The sequence below is a fragment of the Ruegeria sp. CDSA034 genome (assembly GCF_059612275.1).
In genome coordinates this window covers 511652-526054 of record NZ_JBXWQH010000002.1, presented here as the reverse complement: position 1 = coordinate 526054, position 14403 = coordinate 511652, and the positions used below count along the sequence as shown (strand labels likewise).

Genomic DNA, 14403 nt, shown 5'->3' with positions numbered 1-14403 from the left:
TGTCAGGCGCACTGGCAAGCTGTACCACTATGCGGTGCAAGTCAACCGTAATGTGAGTTTTAAGTTGACCGCATCGCGGTGCGTATGCATCATGATACGGGACAGGTGGGGAGGCCACCCATTCAATTCAAATCGACCAACGCCGCTTCGTCGGCGAACAGAGGAGATATGCCCAATGGTTGAAATCCGCGGCATCGAGTTCCAGGGCAACACCGACAATGATATGGGGCTGGAGTTCTATAACCTGAGTCACAGATACGGGTTTCAATGCCCTAACTGGCCCTATTTCAAAGACGTCCAGATCGACCGAAAACACTACATGGCCAAGTCGGGCGTATTGTCGCAAACGATTACCACGACCATGCACGTGACCACGCATATCGATGCGCCGGCGCATGTTGTTCAGGGAACGCCGTTCATCGACGAGGTGCCGCTGCCGCATTTCTTCGGTTCGGGTCTAGTGGTTTCTGTCCCCAAGAAAAAGTGGGAGCAAATCACAGGCGATGATCTGGAAAAGGCTTGCGGGCATGCGATCCGCAAGGGTGACGTTCTGATCATCAATACCGGTTGGCACAAGCAGTACGAAGATGGTGACTACTTCGCCTATTGCCCGGGTCTTGTTCCTTCAGCCGCCGAGTGGATGATCGAAAAAGGTGTGAAAGTGGTCGGGCATGACACCCAGGCAAACGACCACCCGCTGGCAACAGCCATTGGCCCGCAGCGAAACGGTCCGATCATGCCGCATCTTGAGAAGGAATATCTTGAGTGGTCAGGTGGAACTCCTTGGGAAGTTGACTTCCCTGAGTGGGAACCGGTGCACAATATGCTGTTCTCCAGAGGTATTCTTGGAATTGAAAATGTTGGCGGTGACCTTGATGCGGTGACCGGCAAGCGATGCACCTTCGCATTCTTCCCTTGGAACTGGGACCGTGGCGATGGCTGCATCATCCGCCTGGTGGCGATGATCGACAAGAACCAGTCCTATCGCATCGAAGCTGGCGAAGAATTCTGAACACTCACGGACCGGTCGCCGGTTCGCCGGCGGCCACGATTACTACAATTCTGAGCGGGGACGAACATGCATCTAAAGCGGTTTAAAGATGCCCAACCCTACGAAGCACCGAACCACTTTGGATGCCACGGGCTTCGGTTGCAGGGGTTCGAGGAAGGCGGGCCGACAAATCAATGGATCGGCTTTAGTCAGTTCCTGCCGGGTGGAGGTGCGGGGCCGGACTCTACGCCGTTCGAGAAGGTCTACGTGGTTTTGGACGGCGAAATGACCGTCATCGTTGATGGAGTGGAAACCACCCTGGGTCCCATGGACAGCTGCACGGTTGCGCCTGGCGAAGTGCGCAAAATTGAAAACCGTTCGAACCACACCTGCAAGATGCTTGTCGTCATTCCGTACCCGCCAGAAAGCTGAGGACGAATAGTATGTCTAATCCACTCAAGATGTTTGATGTTAAGGACAATGTCGCACTGATTACGGGGGCCTCTGGGGCTTTTGGCATGGTGGCCGCACGTGTTCTTGCCGGGGCCGGTTGCAACTTGGTTTTGGCAGCAGGCAACCAACAAGCGCTCGATGAGATTGCCAAAGAGTGCGAGGAGCTCGGAGCTGCTGTTGTGACAGTGAACACACGCCCAAACGATGAAGCGTCATGCGACGCGTTGGTCGATGAAGCGGTCAACAGTTTTGCCAAGCTGGACATTCTCGTTGTCGCGTCCGGCATGAACAAAGTCGCTCCAATCAACGAAATGGCTCCCGAAACCTTCGATGCGGTGATGGATGCCAACGTCAATCAAAGCTGGTTGCTCGCACGTTCGGCTGCGAAACAGATGAAGGTCAGCGAATACGGCAAGATCATCTTCGTCAGTTCCGCTCGCAGTATCCTTGGCCACCCGGCTGGCTATACTGCGTATTGCGCATCAAAGGCTGCAGTAAACGGGATCACCAAAGCCTTGGGGTGTGAGCTTGGGCCGACTGGAATTACCGTCAACGCGATCGCGCCGACAGTGTTTAGGTCTCCTTTGACAGCTTGGATGTTCGAAGAAACCGACGAGGCCAAAGCGGTGCGCGATGGCTTCCTTACCCGTGTTCCCAAGGGGCGACTGGGTGAGCCAGAAGACCTTGCCGGTCCTCTACTGTTTCTCGCGTCGCGCGCATCTGATTTCTACACCGGGCATATCCTTCATGCCGACGGTGGATATACGGCGGGCTAAATGATGGTGCGTAAAAAACAGCAGATGGCAGTGATTGGCGCAGGCCTGATGGGCCATGGCATTGCCCTGACTTTAGCGAAGGCCGGTCAATACGTCGCCATCACGGATCCGGTGAAAGAAGCCCGGGATACGGTGTCAGAGCGCATTCGCGCCAGCATGGCGGCGATGGGGGATGACGAGGATAAAATCACAAAGACCCTCAAGATGATTGAGATCTTTGCGACAACGGAAAGCGCGGTCCGAAATGCGGACGCGGTTTTCGAAGCGGCGCCGGAAAAATTGGAACTTAAGCAAGCGATATTTGCTGAAATCGAGGCGCACGCACCAGAGACTTGCATTCTCGCATCCAATACTTCGGTCATGCCGATCACTCAGATCATGTCTGGTTTGCGGCTGAAAAACCGGGCCATCGGAACGCATTGGTGGAACCCGCCGCATATGATCCCGTTGGTCGAGGTCATCAAGACTGAGTGGACAGACCCAGAGACTGCACAGACAATGTACGATCTATTGAAGGATGCCGGAAAAACTCCGGTGATGGTCGAAAAGGATGTGCCCGGCTTTATCGGTAATCGCCTTCAACACGCGTTGTGGCGGGAAGCGGTCAGTCTGGTGGAAAACGGTATCTGCGACGCAGAGGCGGTTGATACCGTGATCAAGTCCAGTTTTGGCCGCCGGTTGGCAGTGCTTGGACCTTTAGAGAACGCTGACCTTGTTGGCACCGATCTGACGCTCGATATCCATGAAAACGTGCTGCACGATCTTGAGGCGCACAAGGGCCCCTCAACCTATCTCAAGGCGCTCGTCGATGCGGGCAAGTTGGGCATGAAATCCGGCGAAGGGTTCAGAAAGTGGGCCGAAGGCGAGGCAGATGAAGTTCGCCAGCGTGTCGCAACGCATCTGAAAAATCTCGAGAAGACTTTGTAAGATCAATCAAACACTGGCGGGAGGCCGGTGAAGGGAGGACGCAATGACAAGGACTTTCAAAACAGCCACAAGGCGTGGTTTCATAGCCGGTGCCACAGCGGCGATTTCTGCGCCGGCCATCCTTCGGGCAACGCGGGCCTATGCCGCGAAACCGACGCTGCGGATTGGTAATGTCAGCCCGCGCACCGGGCCGCTGGCTGGTTTTGCCGAGGCCGATGAATATGTGCTGCAAGCCATTCAGCAGGTCTTTTCGGCGGGGTTGGACAACAACGGCAAGACCTGGAATGTCGAGATCATTTCAAAAGACAGCCAGTCCAATCCAAACCGCGCTGCAGAGGTCGCCGCTGACCTAATCTTGGGCGATGAAGTCGATATCATCGTCGCGGCGTCAACGCCGGACACGGTGAACCCGGTCGCTGACCAGGCAGAGATTAATGAAGTTCCCTGCATCACAACCGACTGCCCATGGCAGCCATACTTCTTTGGCCGCAACGGCGTTCCGGGCGAAGGGTTTGAGAACACCTATCACTTCTTCTGGGGTCTTGAAGACGTTATCGCCGCGTTCCTCGACATGTGGGACAAGACAGGCGTGGCCAAGACCGTGGGCGGTCTATTCCCCAATGATGCCGATGGCAATGCCTGGGGTGATGCGGAACTGGGTCTGCCCAAACCGCTTGCTGCTGCAGGATACACGCTGACCGATCCCGGTCGCTATCAGCCGTTGTCTGACGACTTCTCAAACCAGATCGCAGCGTTTAAGGCGGCTGGATGTGAAATCGTTACCGGCAACATGATCCCGCCGGATTTCGCAACGTTCTGGAGCCAGGCCGCACAGCAGGGGTTCAACCCCAAGGTTGTCACGATCGGCAAGGCGCTGTTGTTCCCGTCTGTCATTGAATCGCTCGGCGATCGTGGCGATGGATTGTCGACCGAGGTCTGGTGGTCTCCACATCACCCGTTCTCGTCCTCGCTGACCGGCATTTCGTCGAAACAACTGGCAGAAGGGTACACAGCAGAGTCGGGACGTCCATGGACGCAACCGCTTGGCTTCAAACACGCTCTGTTCGAGGTCGTCGCCGACGTGATCAAACGGGCTGATGATCTGGAAGACCCCACTTCGATCATCTCGGCAATCACATCCACCAACCTGAACACCATCGTCGGGCCGGTGAACTGGGGTGATGGGCCGATGAACAATGTCACTAAAACACCATTGGTCGGTGGTCAGTGGCAAAAGTCCGGGGACGCGTATGAGTTGCAGATCGTTGCAAACAGCACCGCGCCCGAGGTTCCGGTGACGGCCGACATGAAGCTGCTGGGCTGACAAATTGTTCGGCGCCGATCTTGGCGCCGAACCCTTCATCCGAGAGAAGCATGACAACAATCCTGAATCTCCAAGACCTTAGCAAGGCATTTGGCGCAGTCACTGTCGCCGATGCGCTGAACTATCAGGTCCAACAAGGTGAGGCGCTTGGGGTGATTGGCCCCAATGGCGCCGGTAAAACGTCGATGTTCAATCTGATTACAGGGACGCTGAAACCGAATTCCGGACGTATCGACTTTGATGGTCAGAACGTCACCAAATGGAGCGCCGCAAGACGCAGCCATGCAGGGATCGCACGTTCGTTTCAGGTCCCGCAGCCGTTTTCGGGCATGACCGTTTTCGAAAACGCCATGATCGCTGCCACGCAATCGGCTGGGCTGCGTGGGCACCAAGCTGAACGGTTTTGTCTGGAAGTACTGGATCAAACGGAGCTGCTGCCAAAGGCAAACACTGTTGCAGGTAGCCTGACATTGCTGGAACGAAAACGCCTGGAACTGACACGCGCGCTTTGCGCCAAGCCAAGATTGCTGCTGCTGGACGAAATCGCCGGTGGGCTGACCGAAGCTGAGTGCAAGTCACTGGTTAAAACCATCAAGGACATTCATGCCTCCGGCGTCACCATCATCTGGATCGAACACGTCGTGCATGCGCTTCTGGCTGTTGTGGACCGCCTGATCGTTATCGATTTCGGAAAGAAGATCGCCGAAGGCGAGCCGCAAACAATCATGGAAAGCACTGAAGTCAAAGAGATCTATCTGGGGATCGAAGCCGATGCATGATCCAATTCTCCAGACACGCGGTTTGAACTCATACTACGGCGACTTCCAAGCACTCTACGACGTCGAACTGGATGTGGGCGAGGGCGAAGTGCTTGCCATTATTGGTGCAAATGGTGCGGGAAAAACCACCTTGATGCGGGCCATCACAGGGTTGCTGACGAACGGACCGGGTCAGATCCACTACCGGGGGCAGGATGTCAGCCGACTTCGAGCGGACGAGGTTGCCGAACTTGGCCTCGCCATGGTTCCAGAAGGTCGTCAATTGTTCCCCTCTTTGTCAGTCAAAGAAAACCTGATGATAGGTGCGCAAGTTGGCCGCAAAGGCCCCTGGGATCTGAAAGCCGTCTATGATCTATTTCCAATTCTTGAAGAGAGAAAAGATCAGGCCTCTACTTCGCTCTCTGGCGGTCAACAGCAGATGGTTGCTATCGGGCGCGCTCTCATGGCCAATCCCGATTTGATCCTCTTTGACGAAGTTAGCCTCGGGCTGGCGCCGATAATCATCAAAGACATCTACGAAGCGCTTCCCGGCATTATTGGCGAGGGTATGAGCGCGATCATCGTTGAACAGGACATCACCAAGGCACTGTCGGTCTCGAGCCGGGTCTACTGCCTGCAAGAGGGACGCGTTTCGCTGGAGAGCGCGTCTGACACCGTTTCGCGCGAAGACATCTCGCGCGCTTATTTCGGGATCGAATAACATGGAATGGCTGAACGCTATCGTGCAGGGAACTCTACTCGGCGGGCTTTACGCCCTGTTCGCGGCAGGGTTGTCATTGATATTTGGAGTCATGCGGCTGGTCAATATTGCCCATGGTGACCTGATTGTGCTGGCTGCGTATCTCGGGCTGACGGTTACGACCGCGACGGGAATGCATCCGATGGCTGCTTTGGTGATCGTTGTTCCCGCAATGGCATTGATCGGATATGCCCTTCAGCGCGGCCTTCTGAACCAAACTTTAGGCGACGATATTCTTCCGCCCTTGCTTGTCACCTTCGGCTTGAGCGTGATCATCCAGAACGGGTTACTGGAGGTCTACACCGCAGACCCCCAAACATTGAATGCCGGTGCGCTGGAAACAGCAAGCGTTGCCGTGGGCGGTGTGGCACTTGGAATCTTACCGCTTCTCACTTTCGGTATCGCCATCGCGGTGATCTGGGGGCTGCAATGGACCTTCTATCATACCGCTCTGGGGCGCGCGTTCCGTGCCGTTTCGGACAATCAGGACATCGCCCAGCTCATGGGCCTTAATCGTCGGCACATCTTTGGTCTGGCCATGGCTCTGGCCCTGGGTGTGACTGCGATTGCCGGTATCCTGCTTGGGATTCGGACTAGCTTTGATCCCTCAATCGGCGGCGGTCGTCTGATCTTTGGCTTTGAGGCCGTCATTATCGGGGGGCTCGGCAACCTGTGGGGTACACTGGTTGGCGGCGTGATCCTTGGTGTTGCGCAGACCATCGGTGCCAAGATCGATCCGGGTTGGCAGGTGCTTGCTGGCCATATCGCCTTTCTTGTCATTCTTGCCGTTCGTCCGAACGGCCTCTTCCCGAGGGTTTCCGGATGAACCTGCAGGACTATTCCGTATCTCGATCGTCAAAAGCAGCCCGGGTTGCTGCGATCCTTGCGGCGGTCACTCTACTCGTTCTGATAGCAGCGCCCTGGTGGGCGGGCCGCGCTGACATGCGTCTGATGGGCGAGTTGTTTCTCTACCTATCCCTCGCCACCCTTTGGAACCTCATGGCGGGTTACGCCGGTCTCGTCTCGGTTGGTCAGCAGGCCTATGTGGGCTTCGGTGGTTATATGCTCTTTGCGTTGACGATGTTGGGCGGGCTGCACCCGTTGGCCGCCATCGCAGCGGCGGGAGTGCTGGGGGCTTTGATCTCAATCCCGGTTGCTGTTCTGATCTTCAGGCTAAGGGGCGCCTATTTCGCCATAGGCACCTGGGTCATCGCCGAAGTCTTTCGATTGAGCTTCGCGCAAATCTCAGCGCTTGGCGGAGGATCGGGGTCTTCGCTCCCCGTTGCCATCGTGAAATCGCTGGCGTCGGGTCGGGCGATGCGAGAAGCGCTGAGCTATTGGCTGGCGCTCGGGGCCGCTGTTCTGGTGGTGACAGCCGTGTATCTCTTCCTACGCTCGCGGCAAGGGTTGGCGCTGACGGCAATTCGCGACAACGAACTGGCTGCCGGTAGTCTTGGCATTGATATCTGGCGCACAAAGTTCATCGTATATGTCGTCACATCGGCATTCACAGCGATGATCGGCGCGCTCATCTTTTTGCAAAAGCTGCGCATTTCGCCGGATGCGGCGTTCAGCGTCAATGACTGGACCGCCTTTGTCATCTTCATCGTGGTGATCGGCGGCATCGGCACAATCGAAGGGCCGATTATCGGTACGCTGGTTTTCTTCGCCCTGCGCGAAACACTCGCAGACCTCGGTACAACTTACCTGATCGTTCTCGGCGTTGTCGCAATCGTTGTCATGCTCAAGGCGCCAAAAGGCATCTGGGGCGTGATCCGCAGCCGTTATGACCTGCAACTTTTCCCGCTGGGCTATCGCGTAAAGCACATCGGACAATCCAAGGAAAACTGAACCCATGGCTCGTCAGAAAAAAACGATCATCACATGCGCCGTAACCGGCGCTATCCACACGCCAACCATGTCGGATGCACTTCCGTACACCTATGATGATATCGCGCGTCAGGCAATTGATGCTGCCGAGGCCGGCGCGTCGATCCTGCACCTGCATGCGCGCAACCCCGAGAACGGCTCACCATCGGTCGACCCGAAAGACTTCGCACCTTTCCTGCCGCGCATCAAACAAGCGACGGATGCTGTCGTGAACCTGTCGACCGGAGGATCGCTGACTTTGTCTATTCAGGACCGGATCAATCCGGCCAAGACCTTCAGCCCCGAAATGTGCTCGATGAACATGGGTTCGATGAACTTCTCGTTTCATCCGCTGGCTAACCGGTATGGCGATGACGATTGGAAGTTTGATTGGGAGAAGGACTATGTCGCAAATTCCGATCAGAACATATTTCGCAATACATTCCGGGACATTCGCGAAGCGGCAGAAACCCTGGCCCCACATGACATCAAATTCGAACACGAATGTTACGATGTCGGCCACTTGTACAACCTGAAATTCTGCATGGATATCGGGTTGTTCAAGGCACCCATATTCATTCAATTTATCTTTGGCATCCTCGGCGGAATCGGACCCGAGGTCGACAACCTGATCTTCATGAAACGTACGGCCGACCGGCTTTTCGGTGACGACTATCGGTGGTCAGTCTTGGGGGCTGGAGGGGCACAGATGTCGCTTGCCACGACGGCAAGCCAGATGGGTGGCAATATTCGTGTAGGACTGGAGGACAGCCTGTTCATTTCTCGAGGCGAACTAGCCGAGCGCAATGCTCAACAGGTGTCCAAAATTCGCCGCATCGTAGAGGACTTGGGCAGTCAGGTAGCTTCGCCCGACGAAGCCCGGGAAATTCTGGATTTGAAGGGTGGCGACCGGGTAGCGTTTTAGCAGGAAAGGCGCTTGCTACTCTGCAATACTAAACTGGGGATTGGTTCAATTCTGGGTTTCGACATTAGCAGCAGATTCGTTGAGAGGCCGTTGGTCGGTGTGGTTGAGAAATGCTTGACGTTTAGGTCAGAATTATCTGACGTGATTAGCTGGTTTTGAGGTTTTTGCCGTCGATTGAGATCAAAGATCTGTGACGTTTCACAGTAAGTGTTGAACGTCACACGAGCCTGACCCAACCGTCACAGTTGGACCAAAAACTGTCTGATCGTTCGACATAGGAATTTACCTTAAGTCAAACGCCCAAGGTGCGGGGAATCTTAACTCAGCGGTGTTTACTGGTTGTTGGTATTGGGTTGTGGCGTTGCCTCTCAGGTTGTCGGCTAGTCGCCATTTTAGGCCTACTCCAGACCTTCACCCTACTTTCAAGATGCTGCGGGCGAGCCCGCTTTCCCGACATTCGCTGCACGCGCAAGATCAGGAACTACTCAAACGGACACATTGCGGGACATTTCTGCCATCCAAATTGATGCCAGCCGTTTTGTTTTGGCGCAACTAGAGTTGGTAGATTTTGCTGAGAACGACTTGTAGACGTGGCCAAATTAGCCTGATCATGTGCTCTATTCGCTCACTCTGGTAAACTCGGAATTTAAGGCCCCGAAAGAATAGACAGTTGAAATGTGCGTTACTTTTTCAGTCGATTTGTCTCGGTCAATATAAACATTGAGACACTGTTCACGATTAACGTGGATGGCAGGTGTGCGTACACAGAACTGGTCCCCCTCGATCGACCAGTGACCGGAAATCGGTTGCCCTTTCATCCAGGCGAAGTTCATAGTGAGCGTGCCGTCAGTGCTGCGGTCTTGAGAATATGGCATTCCAAAGGGACCCAGCGTGTGCGTCTCCTGATAAATATCGGAAAAGAGTCCAATCAAATTGTCGTGCTGTAAACGGTCGGCCTCCCGCCCGGCTTCGAAATCGAAAGGTGATTCCGGTAATCCCGCGGCTCGCATTGCCTCACTCCAACGATCGTACAGAGCCGGATCGGCATACCGACCGAAATAGCCTCGCTGCCAGGCCAGATTGTTCCACACGGTCTCCTTGAGAAACTTTGCCATGTAAAATTTGGCTTCTTCCAGTTCGCCACGTCGGGCATAAGCATTCGCCAGTTGGGAGTACTGATCGATCTTGGTGGACTCTTCGGGAGGGGTCTGCTTAAGCAGTCCCAAGGCCTGCTCTACATCATCAAGCAGAAGGAAGGAGAAAGACAGGTCCCTCGTTTCGCCGGAATTCAGCCGCGGCGACAACGACTGGTATTTGTCGAGTTCCTGTAGTGATTCTTTCTAGTTGCCGGCTGCTAGCTACGACAGGCCAAGAACAAATCGTAGCCAAGGCTCGTCAGGTTGGAGGAATACGGCCGCCCTCGCTTTCGCCAATGCCTGCTCGTGGTTTGACAGTTCAATCTCAATTCGAACCTGCAGACCAATCGCATAGACATTCGCGTCTTGTGCTTGGAGGATTGTTTCGATGCTTTCTCTCGCTGCATCTAGTGCATCAAGAGTGTAGCGTATGGTGTTGTAGCCCATACTCCAGATGGGAAAATTGGCTTCCGCGTATCCGACATGTGCGGCGATAAATCCGGGATCGAGGTTAATCGATTTCTCGTAGAGAGGCAGAGATTTTTCTAGATCGAAGAAGTTTCCGCTGTACCGAAACAACTCAGCCTGGGCAAATGCGAGGTAGGCCTCGAAACTGGTGGTAGGCTTGGATTCGAGTATCGCCCGCTCCGTCTGGTTGAGCCTGACCTTCATGGCGGCCGTAGCGCCCAGTTTCAGCATAGCCAAAACGCCAAATAGCTCGTCAGTCTTCCCGACCTCTTTCTGCTCCCAGACAACGTCCTCACTCGAGGCACTGATGTCGCGCAGACGCGCCGAGATCTCGACGGTATCGGCTTGGGATGTCGCTGTGCCGTCGAGGATGTATCACACCTCCAGATCATCCGGCACGTCGCTGGCAGCAAGTTCGATACCCTTGTATTGCATCGACACGTCGCGAGGTGCGATAGTCAGCCCCTTCAGCCGGGCAAACGAGGCAATCAAGTTCTCCGTCGCGGCCTCGGCAATCAGTCGGCTGCCAGCATCGGCGGCGGCCAGCGGCAACACCAGCAGCTTCGGTGGTCCGGTACTTGTCGGTGCAAACATCCGGTCGCGGGCGTAGAGTCCGGCGGCGATAGCCACCACCAGCGCGATCATCGCCAACGCCCCGTAGCGCACCAGCGGCAGTCGGGTCAGCGTCGCTTTTACCAACTTGCCAGCGTCACTTGGGTCGAGAAGCACTTGGAGAGTCTGGACTGGTTCCGAGATGTTTTTGACCTTTTGCGGACCAAGATCGGCAAATCCCAAGTCGAGCTTACCTTTTACATTGTTGAACACGGCTTCCGAGATCCGTATACTACCCGCCTCTGCCAATCCCTCCAGTCGCGAGGCAACGTTGACGCCATCGCCAAATATATCGTCGCCATCGATTATGATGTCCCCGAGGTGTACGCCAATTCGGTAGGCAATTCGTCGGTCTTCTGGGTTGTCCTTTTCGCGATCAGCCATCCACTCACGCTTGCTTTGGGCTTGGGTCCTGTGGAACTCTGACCGATGGGCGACATACGCCAAAGCCACCCATTATTTGCATTCTCTCGCGCTACCTAGAGAGCCTATGCACAGGTGCGGCATTGCCAAGTTATCTGAGGTGGATTGGAATATGCGTGAGACCGTGCAATCAGGCCGATAGTTCCGCCACACACCCTTCCCACAGCTCGGACACGTCGGCTCTGGCATGGCAGTAGGAGTGATTGGTAGGACGATAGCGGACGGGGCGAGAGATCGTACTGATTTGGTCGTGGACGACGAGAAGTCGTTGCGTTTGGCGTAGTGAGTTGAACCGACCCATCATCTTTTCCTGTTTTCGCGTCGGCCGCTGTGATCCTTCGATCCGGATGTCGAGCCCCCTTGTGCGCCGGATGGTCGGTGCCCGGCGCGATGGCCTTGGTCGGGGGAAGAAGCATTAGGGGTAGCTGTGCTGAAGTTCGAGCGTGCGTAGCTTGAATGAACGTTTTTGGGCGAATTGGAAGGGCCTCATGGCGGACAAATCCGCCTTTCTTATCAATTGCGCAACGGTACGCTTTCAGAAAAGGGCGTGACACTGTTGTTCAAACTTGGGTCCGGCACATATCCAGAAATGCTGTTACCGGATCCGTTTGTTGCACGGCCCTTGCCAGAGCAATGGTGACCTCGAACTGGCCAATCTCTTGCGCGAGCGGACGCGTGACGACAGCATCGCCTTCAATCGTCAGATTCCGGCCAGGCGGGAAGCCAACAAGAGTAAAGCCCAATCCTTTTCCCACATATGCTTGAACCATTTCGCGCGATTGCGAGGTCAGCGGCACCTCCGGATCAAGACCGGCAGCCCGCAACAAGTCAAGATAGCTGGGGCCGGGACCAGCGCGCGATACGGCAATGTAGGGAATGTCGGACAGGGCCTCGAGCTTCACGCTGTCTGCCTTTGCCAAAGGGTGCGATGCGGGCAGCAAAACCAAGGGCGGCAACGCCTTCAGGATTTCGACATCGAAGCGCGTATTATCAAAGCCCTGATTAAAAACAACAAGCGCATCGACCTTTCCAGCATCAAGTGCAGCAACGAGGCTTGGAAAATCATCTTCCACGACTTCGATACGTACACGGGCATAGTGGTTGCGGAACGTCAGAACCGCGGGCAACACGATCCGTTGGGCAATGGCGTAGTGTGTTCCGATTCGGATCGTTCCGGTTTCCCCTTTGGCCATTTCGGCGGCACGTCGGTCCAGGGCCTTCGCCCGCATTAGCAGAGCTTCTGCATCGGCTAGGAACTCCGTACCCGCGCTGGTCAGCCGCATACCCCGTGCGGGAAAACGATCAAACAAGGTCAAGCCAGTGACCGCTTCGAGTTTATCAAGCGCCGAGGAGATCGCCGGAGCGGAGACGTTCAGTTTTCGCGCCGCAGGCGCGATACCACCGCAACGGGCGATTTCCGACAAAAAGGCAAGTTGACGTAGTGAAAACCGAACCATCAGTAAAATCATCCTTTGAGCCAGATTAATTCAGTTTTTCCGATCTTAAGCAATATCCTACTCTTCTCGCTAGAAAACAGGGAGAGAACCGATGGACATCAGACCTTTGACAGGCAGCTTGGGGGCAGAAGTTTTCGGAGCCGACGTAAGAGACGGTGCGCAGTTTGCACAAATCCAGGCAGCCTTCGCCAAATACTCCGTCGTTGTTCTCAGAGGGCAAAACATTGCTTCGGAAGACCACCTCGACTTCGCGCGCCGCTTCGGTCCGATCAACGTGAACCGCTTTTTCAAACCTGTCGACGGGCACCCTGAAATTGCAACCGTCCTGAAGGAAAAGGACCAGAAAGAAGCGGTGGGCGAAGGCTGGCACACCGATCATTCCTACGACCAGGTCCCGGCGATGGGATCAATCCTGCATGCCATCGAAATGCCCCCCTACGGCGGTGATACGCTTTTCGTTTCGATGGGCGCGGCCTATGAGGCTCTGTCGGAACCCATGCGCCGGTTTCTTGATGGGCTGACGGCCGTGCATTCGTCGCGCCACGTCTTTGGCGAGGCCACGTTGGATAGTGAAGCGGCCAAAAGCGGAAGGTTGGCTAATGCCGAGGCAGCGACGCAAGATGCGCGCCATCCTGTCGTCATCAAACATCCACTCAGCGGGCGCCGCGGATTGTTCGTAAACCCTGTCTTTACTACGCACATTGAAGGCCTGACGTTCGATGAATCCGCGGCCGTCCTCAATATGATCTATGAGCATTGCAGACAGCCCGAATTTCAGGCCCGAGTCCGTTGGCAGGAAGGCGACATCACCATGTGGGACAATCGCGCCACCTGGCACAAGGCGATCAACGATTATCACGGATTCCGGCGTCTCATGCACAGGATCACTGTGGATGGCGTAGCCTTATCGCGTTAGAAGCCCGATGTTGGTCGAGCAAGCGCAAAAGGAATGTGATGCGCGAAGCGGTCATTCATATGCCGCGTAGAATCTGACATTTTGGGCGCGGAGCCAATTTGGACCGCAAGGCCCGTCAAAGTCGGAAAGGCGGACAAAGCTGCCGTTGGTCTTCCGGCCTGCAATGACCACTTTGGTGTTTTGACCTCCGTAATCAGCCACAATATTGCAGCTCAGGCTTTCGCGAACGTGGGCAGGGCTATAGAGGTAACCGCATGTACTTCCAACTTTCAGCTTTTCTTGCATCAACCCTGCGACAGGTAAGACACGCGTATCTTTGGGTCACAGGAAGGTTTTTAAGGCTTGTATTCGTGGTTTGGGCCTTGGCTTTTGGAACAGCAATTGCGTCTATTATTGTGCTGAATCTTGGTGGAAGTGTTTTCTGGCAGCTTGGGGTGTTTGGGTTGGGATCTGGCTCGACGTTACATTTTGCAATGAAAGTAAAAAAGTTTATGATCACAGACAAATAGACCATGCTTAAGCTGCCATTGCTTTTGGGTGCTCAGTAGTATTGATAGCGTTTAGTTTCGCACAAACTTCCCTGCTGCGAAACCAAGCATGGCTATGCC

15 protein-coding genes are annotated in these 14403 nt (G+C 55.1%); 11 read left to right on the top strand and 4 right to left on the bottom strand.

Translation table 11 applies throughout. The features are described from left to right. The first annotated feature begins 175 nt into the window (after positions 1–175). The 10 genes from AC2FLJ_RS06515 (at position 176) to kce (ending at position 8783) form a co-directional block, all read left to right on the top strand. Positions 176–1012 (top strand): cyclase family protein, encoded by an 837-nt coding sequence (locus tag AC2FLJ_RS06515; RefSeq protein WP_058273376.1) that lies wholly within the window; start codon positions 176–178, stop codon positions 1010–1012. A gap of 66 nt (positions 1013–1078) precedes the next feature. Next, entirely contained in the window at positions 1079–1423 is a 345-nt protein-coding gene (locus AC2FLJ_RS06510) for a cupin domain-containing protein (protein WP_496704910.1), read from the top strand. Positions 1424–1434: 11 nt separating this feature from the next. After that, positions 1435–2220, top strand: coding sequence for an SDR family NAD(P)-dependent oxidoreductase (locus AC2FLJ_RS06505; RefSeq protein WP_496704908.1), 786 nt, complete (start codon positions 1435–1437; stop codon positions 2218–2220). Beyond that, entirely contained in the window at positions 2221–3147 is a 927-nt protein-coding gene (locus AC2FLJ_RS06500; RefSeq protein ID WP_496704906.1) for a 3-hydroxyacyl-CoA dehydrogenase family protein, read from the top strand. A 43-nt stretch (positions 3148–3190) separates the two neighbouring features. Then, a complete protein-coding gene (locus tag AC2FLJ_RS06495) occupies positions 3191–4471 on the top strand; it encodes an ABC transporter substrate-binding protein (RefSeq protein WP_496704904.1) in 1281 nt (426 codons plus the stop codon). A 50-nt stretch (positions 4472–4521) separates the two neighbouring features. Then, positions 4522–5250, top strand: coding sequence for an ABC transporter ATP-binding protein (locus AC2FLJ_RS06490; RefSeq protein WP_496704902.1), 729 nt, complete (start codon positions 4522–4524; stop codon positions 5248–5250). Next, positions 5243–5950, top strand: a complete 708-nt coding sequence (locus AC2FLJ_RS06485) for an ABC transporter ATP-binding protein (RefSeq protein ID WP_496704900.1) — start codon at positions 5243–5245, stop codon at positions 5948–5950. The genes AC2FLJ_RS06490 and AC2FLJ_RS06485 overlap by 8 nt, the downstream gene beginning before the upstream one ends. A 1-nt stretch (position 5951) precedes the next feature. Next, positions 5952–6815 (top strand): branched-chain amino acid ABC transporter permease, encoded by an 864-nt coding sequence (locus AC2FLJ_RS06480; protein ID WP_496704898.1) that lies wholly within the window; start codon positions 5952–5954, stop codon positions 6813–6815. After that, positions 6812–7840, top strand: a complete 1029-nt coding sequence (locus AC2FLJ_RS06475; protein ID WP_108862214.1) for a branched-chain amino acid ABC transporter permease — start codon at positions 6812–6814, stop codon at positions 7838–7840. The genes AC2FLJ_RS06480 and AC2FLJ_RS06475 overlap by 4 nt, the downstream gene beginning before the upstream one ends. 4 nt (positions 7841–7844) lie before the next feature. Then, a complete protein-coding gene (gene kce, locus AC2FLJ_RS06470; RefSeq protein ID WP_496698398.1) occupies positions 7845–8783 on the top strand; it encodes a 3,5-dioxohexanoate:acetyl-CoA acetone transferase in 939 nt (312 codons plus the stop codon). Between the two features lie 617 nt (positions 8784–9400). Here kce and AC2FLJ_RS06465 read toward each other — a convergent pair. The 4 genes from AC2FLJ_RS06465 to AC2FLJ_RS06450 form a co-directional block, all read right to left on the bottom strand. After that, entirely contained in the window at positions 9401–10009 is a 609-nt protein-coding gene (locus AC2FLJ_RS06465; protein WP_496704895.1) for a hypothetical protein, read from the bottom strand. Positions 10010–10141: 132 nt separating this feature from the next. Continuing rightward, complete coding sequence (locus tag AC2FLJ_RS06460; RefSeq protein ID WP_496704893.1) at positions 10142–10618, bottom strand: hypothetical protein; 477 nt, start codon at positions 10616–10618, stop codon at positions 10142–10144. A gap of 144 nt (positions 10619–10762) precedes the next feature. Continuing rightward, the gene (locus AC2FLJ_RS06455) at positions 10763–11383 is read right to left on the bottom strand and encodes an adenylate/guanylate cyclase domain-containing protein (RefSeq protein ID WP_496698402.1); all 621 of its coding nucleotides are present in this window, start codon (positions 11381–11383) and stop codon (positions 10763–10765) included. A 599-nt stretch (positions 11384–11982) separates the two neighbouring features. Then, positions 11983–12879, bottom strand: a complete 897-nt coding sequence (locus AC2FLJ_RS06450; RefSeq protein ID WP_496698404.1) for a LysR family transcriptional regulator — start codon at positions 12877–12879, stop codon at positions 11983–11985. Positions 12880–12970: 91 nt separating this feature from the next. Here AC2FLJ_RS06450 and AC2FLJ_RS06445 point away from each other — a divergent pair, with 91 nt between their 5' ends. Continuing rightward, positions 12971–13795: a TauD/TfdA dioxygenase family protein gene (locus AC2FLJ_RS06445; RefSeq protein ID WP_496698405.1), complete on the top strand. Its 825-nt coding sequence runs from the start codon at positions 12971–12973 to the stop codon at positions 13793–13795. The last annotated feature ends 608 nt before the right edge of the window (positions 13796–14403 follow it).

Bases quoted from the DNA above. Each gene is read 5' to 3' on its own strand.
- AC2FLJ_RS06515 (WP_058273376.1), top strand. From the start codon at position 176: ATGGTTGAAATCCGCGGCATCGAGTTCCAGGGCAACACCGACAATGAT.
- AC2FLJ_RS06510 (WP_496704910.1), top strand. From the start codon at position 1,079: ATGCATCTAAAGCGGTTTAAAGATGCCCAACCCTACGAAGCACCGAAC.
- AC2FLJ_RS06505 (WP_496704908.1), top strand. From the start codon at position 1,435: ATGTCTAATCCACTCAAGATGTTTGATGTTAAGGACAATGTCGCACTG.
- AC2FLJ_RS06500 (WP_496704906.1), top strand. From the start codon at position 2,221: ATGATGGTGCGTAAAAAACAGCAGATGGCAGTGATTGGCGCAGGCCTG.
- AC2FLJ_RS06495 (WP_496704904.1), top strand. From the start codon at position 3,191: ATGACAAGGACTTTCAAAACAGCCACAAGGCGTGGTTTCATAGCCGGT.
- AC2FLJ_RS06490 (WP_496704902.1), top strand. From the start codon at position 4,522: ATGACAACAATCCTGAATCTCCAAGACCTTAGCAAGGCATTTGGCGCA.
- AC2FLJ_RS06485 (WP_496704900.1), top strand. From the start codon at position 5,243: ATGCATGATCCAATTCTCCAGACACGCGGTTTGAACTCATACTACGGC.
- AC2FLJ_RS06480 (WP_496704898.1), top strand. From the start codon at position 5,952: ATGGAATGGCTGAACGCTATCGTGCAGGGAACTCTACTCGGCGGGCTT.
- AC2FLJ_RS06475 (WP_108862214.1), top strand. From the start codon at position 6,812: ATGAACCTGCAGGACTATTCCGTATCTCGATCGTCAAAAGCAGCCCGG.
- kce (WP_496698398.1), top strand. From the start codon at position 7,845: ATGGCTCGTCAGAAAAAAACGATCATCACATGCGCCGTAACCGGCGCT.
- AC2FLJ_RS06460 (WP_496704893.1), bottom strand. From the start codon at position 10,618: ATGCTGAAACTGGGCGCTACGGCCGCCATGAAGGTCAGGCTCAACCAG.
- AC2FLJ_RS06455 (WP_496698402.1), bottom strand. From the start codon at position 11,383: ATGGCTGATCGCGAAAAGGACAACCCAGAAGACCGACGAATTGCCTAC.
- AC2FLJ_RS06450 (WP_496698404.1), bottom strand. From the start codon at position 12,879: ATGGTTCGGTTTTCACTACGTCAACTTGCCTTTTTGTCGGAAATCGCC.
- AC2FLJ_RS06445 (WP_496698405.1), top strand. From the start codon at position 12,971: ATGGACATCAGACCTTTGACAGGCAGCTTGGGGGCAGAAGTTTTCGGA.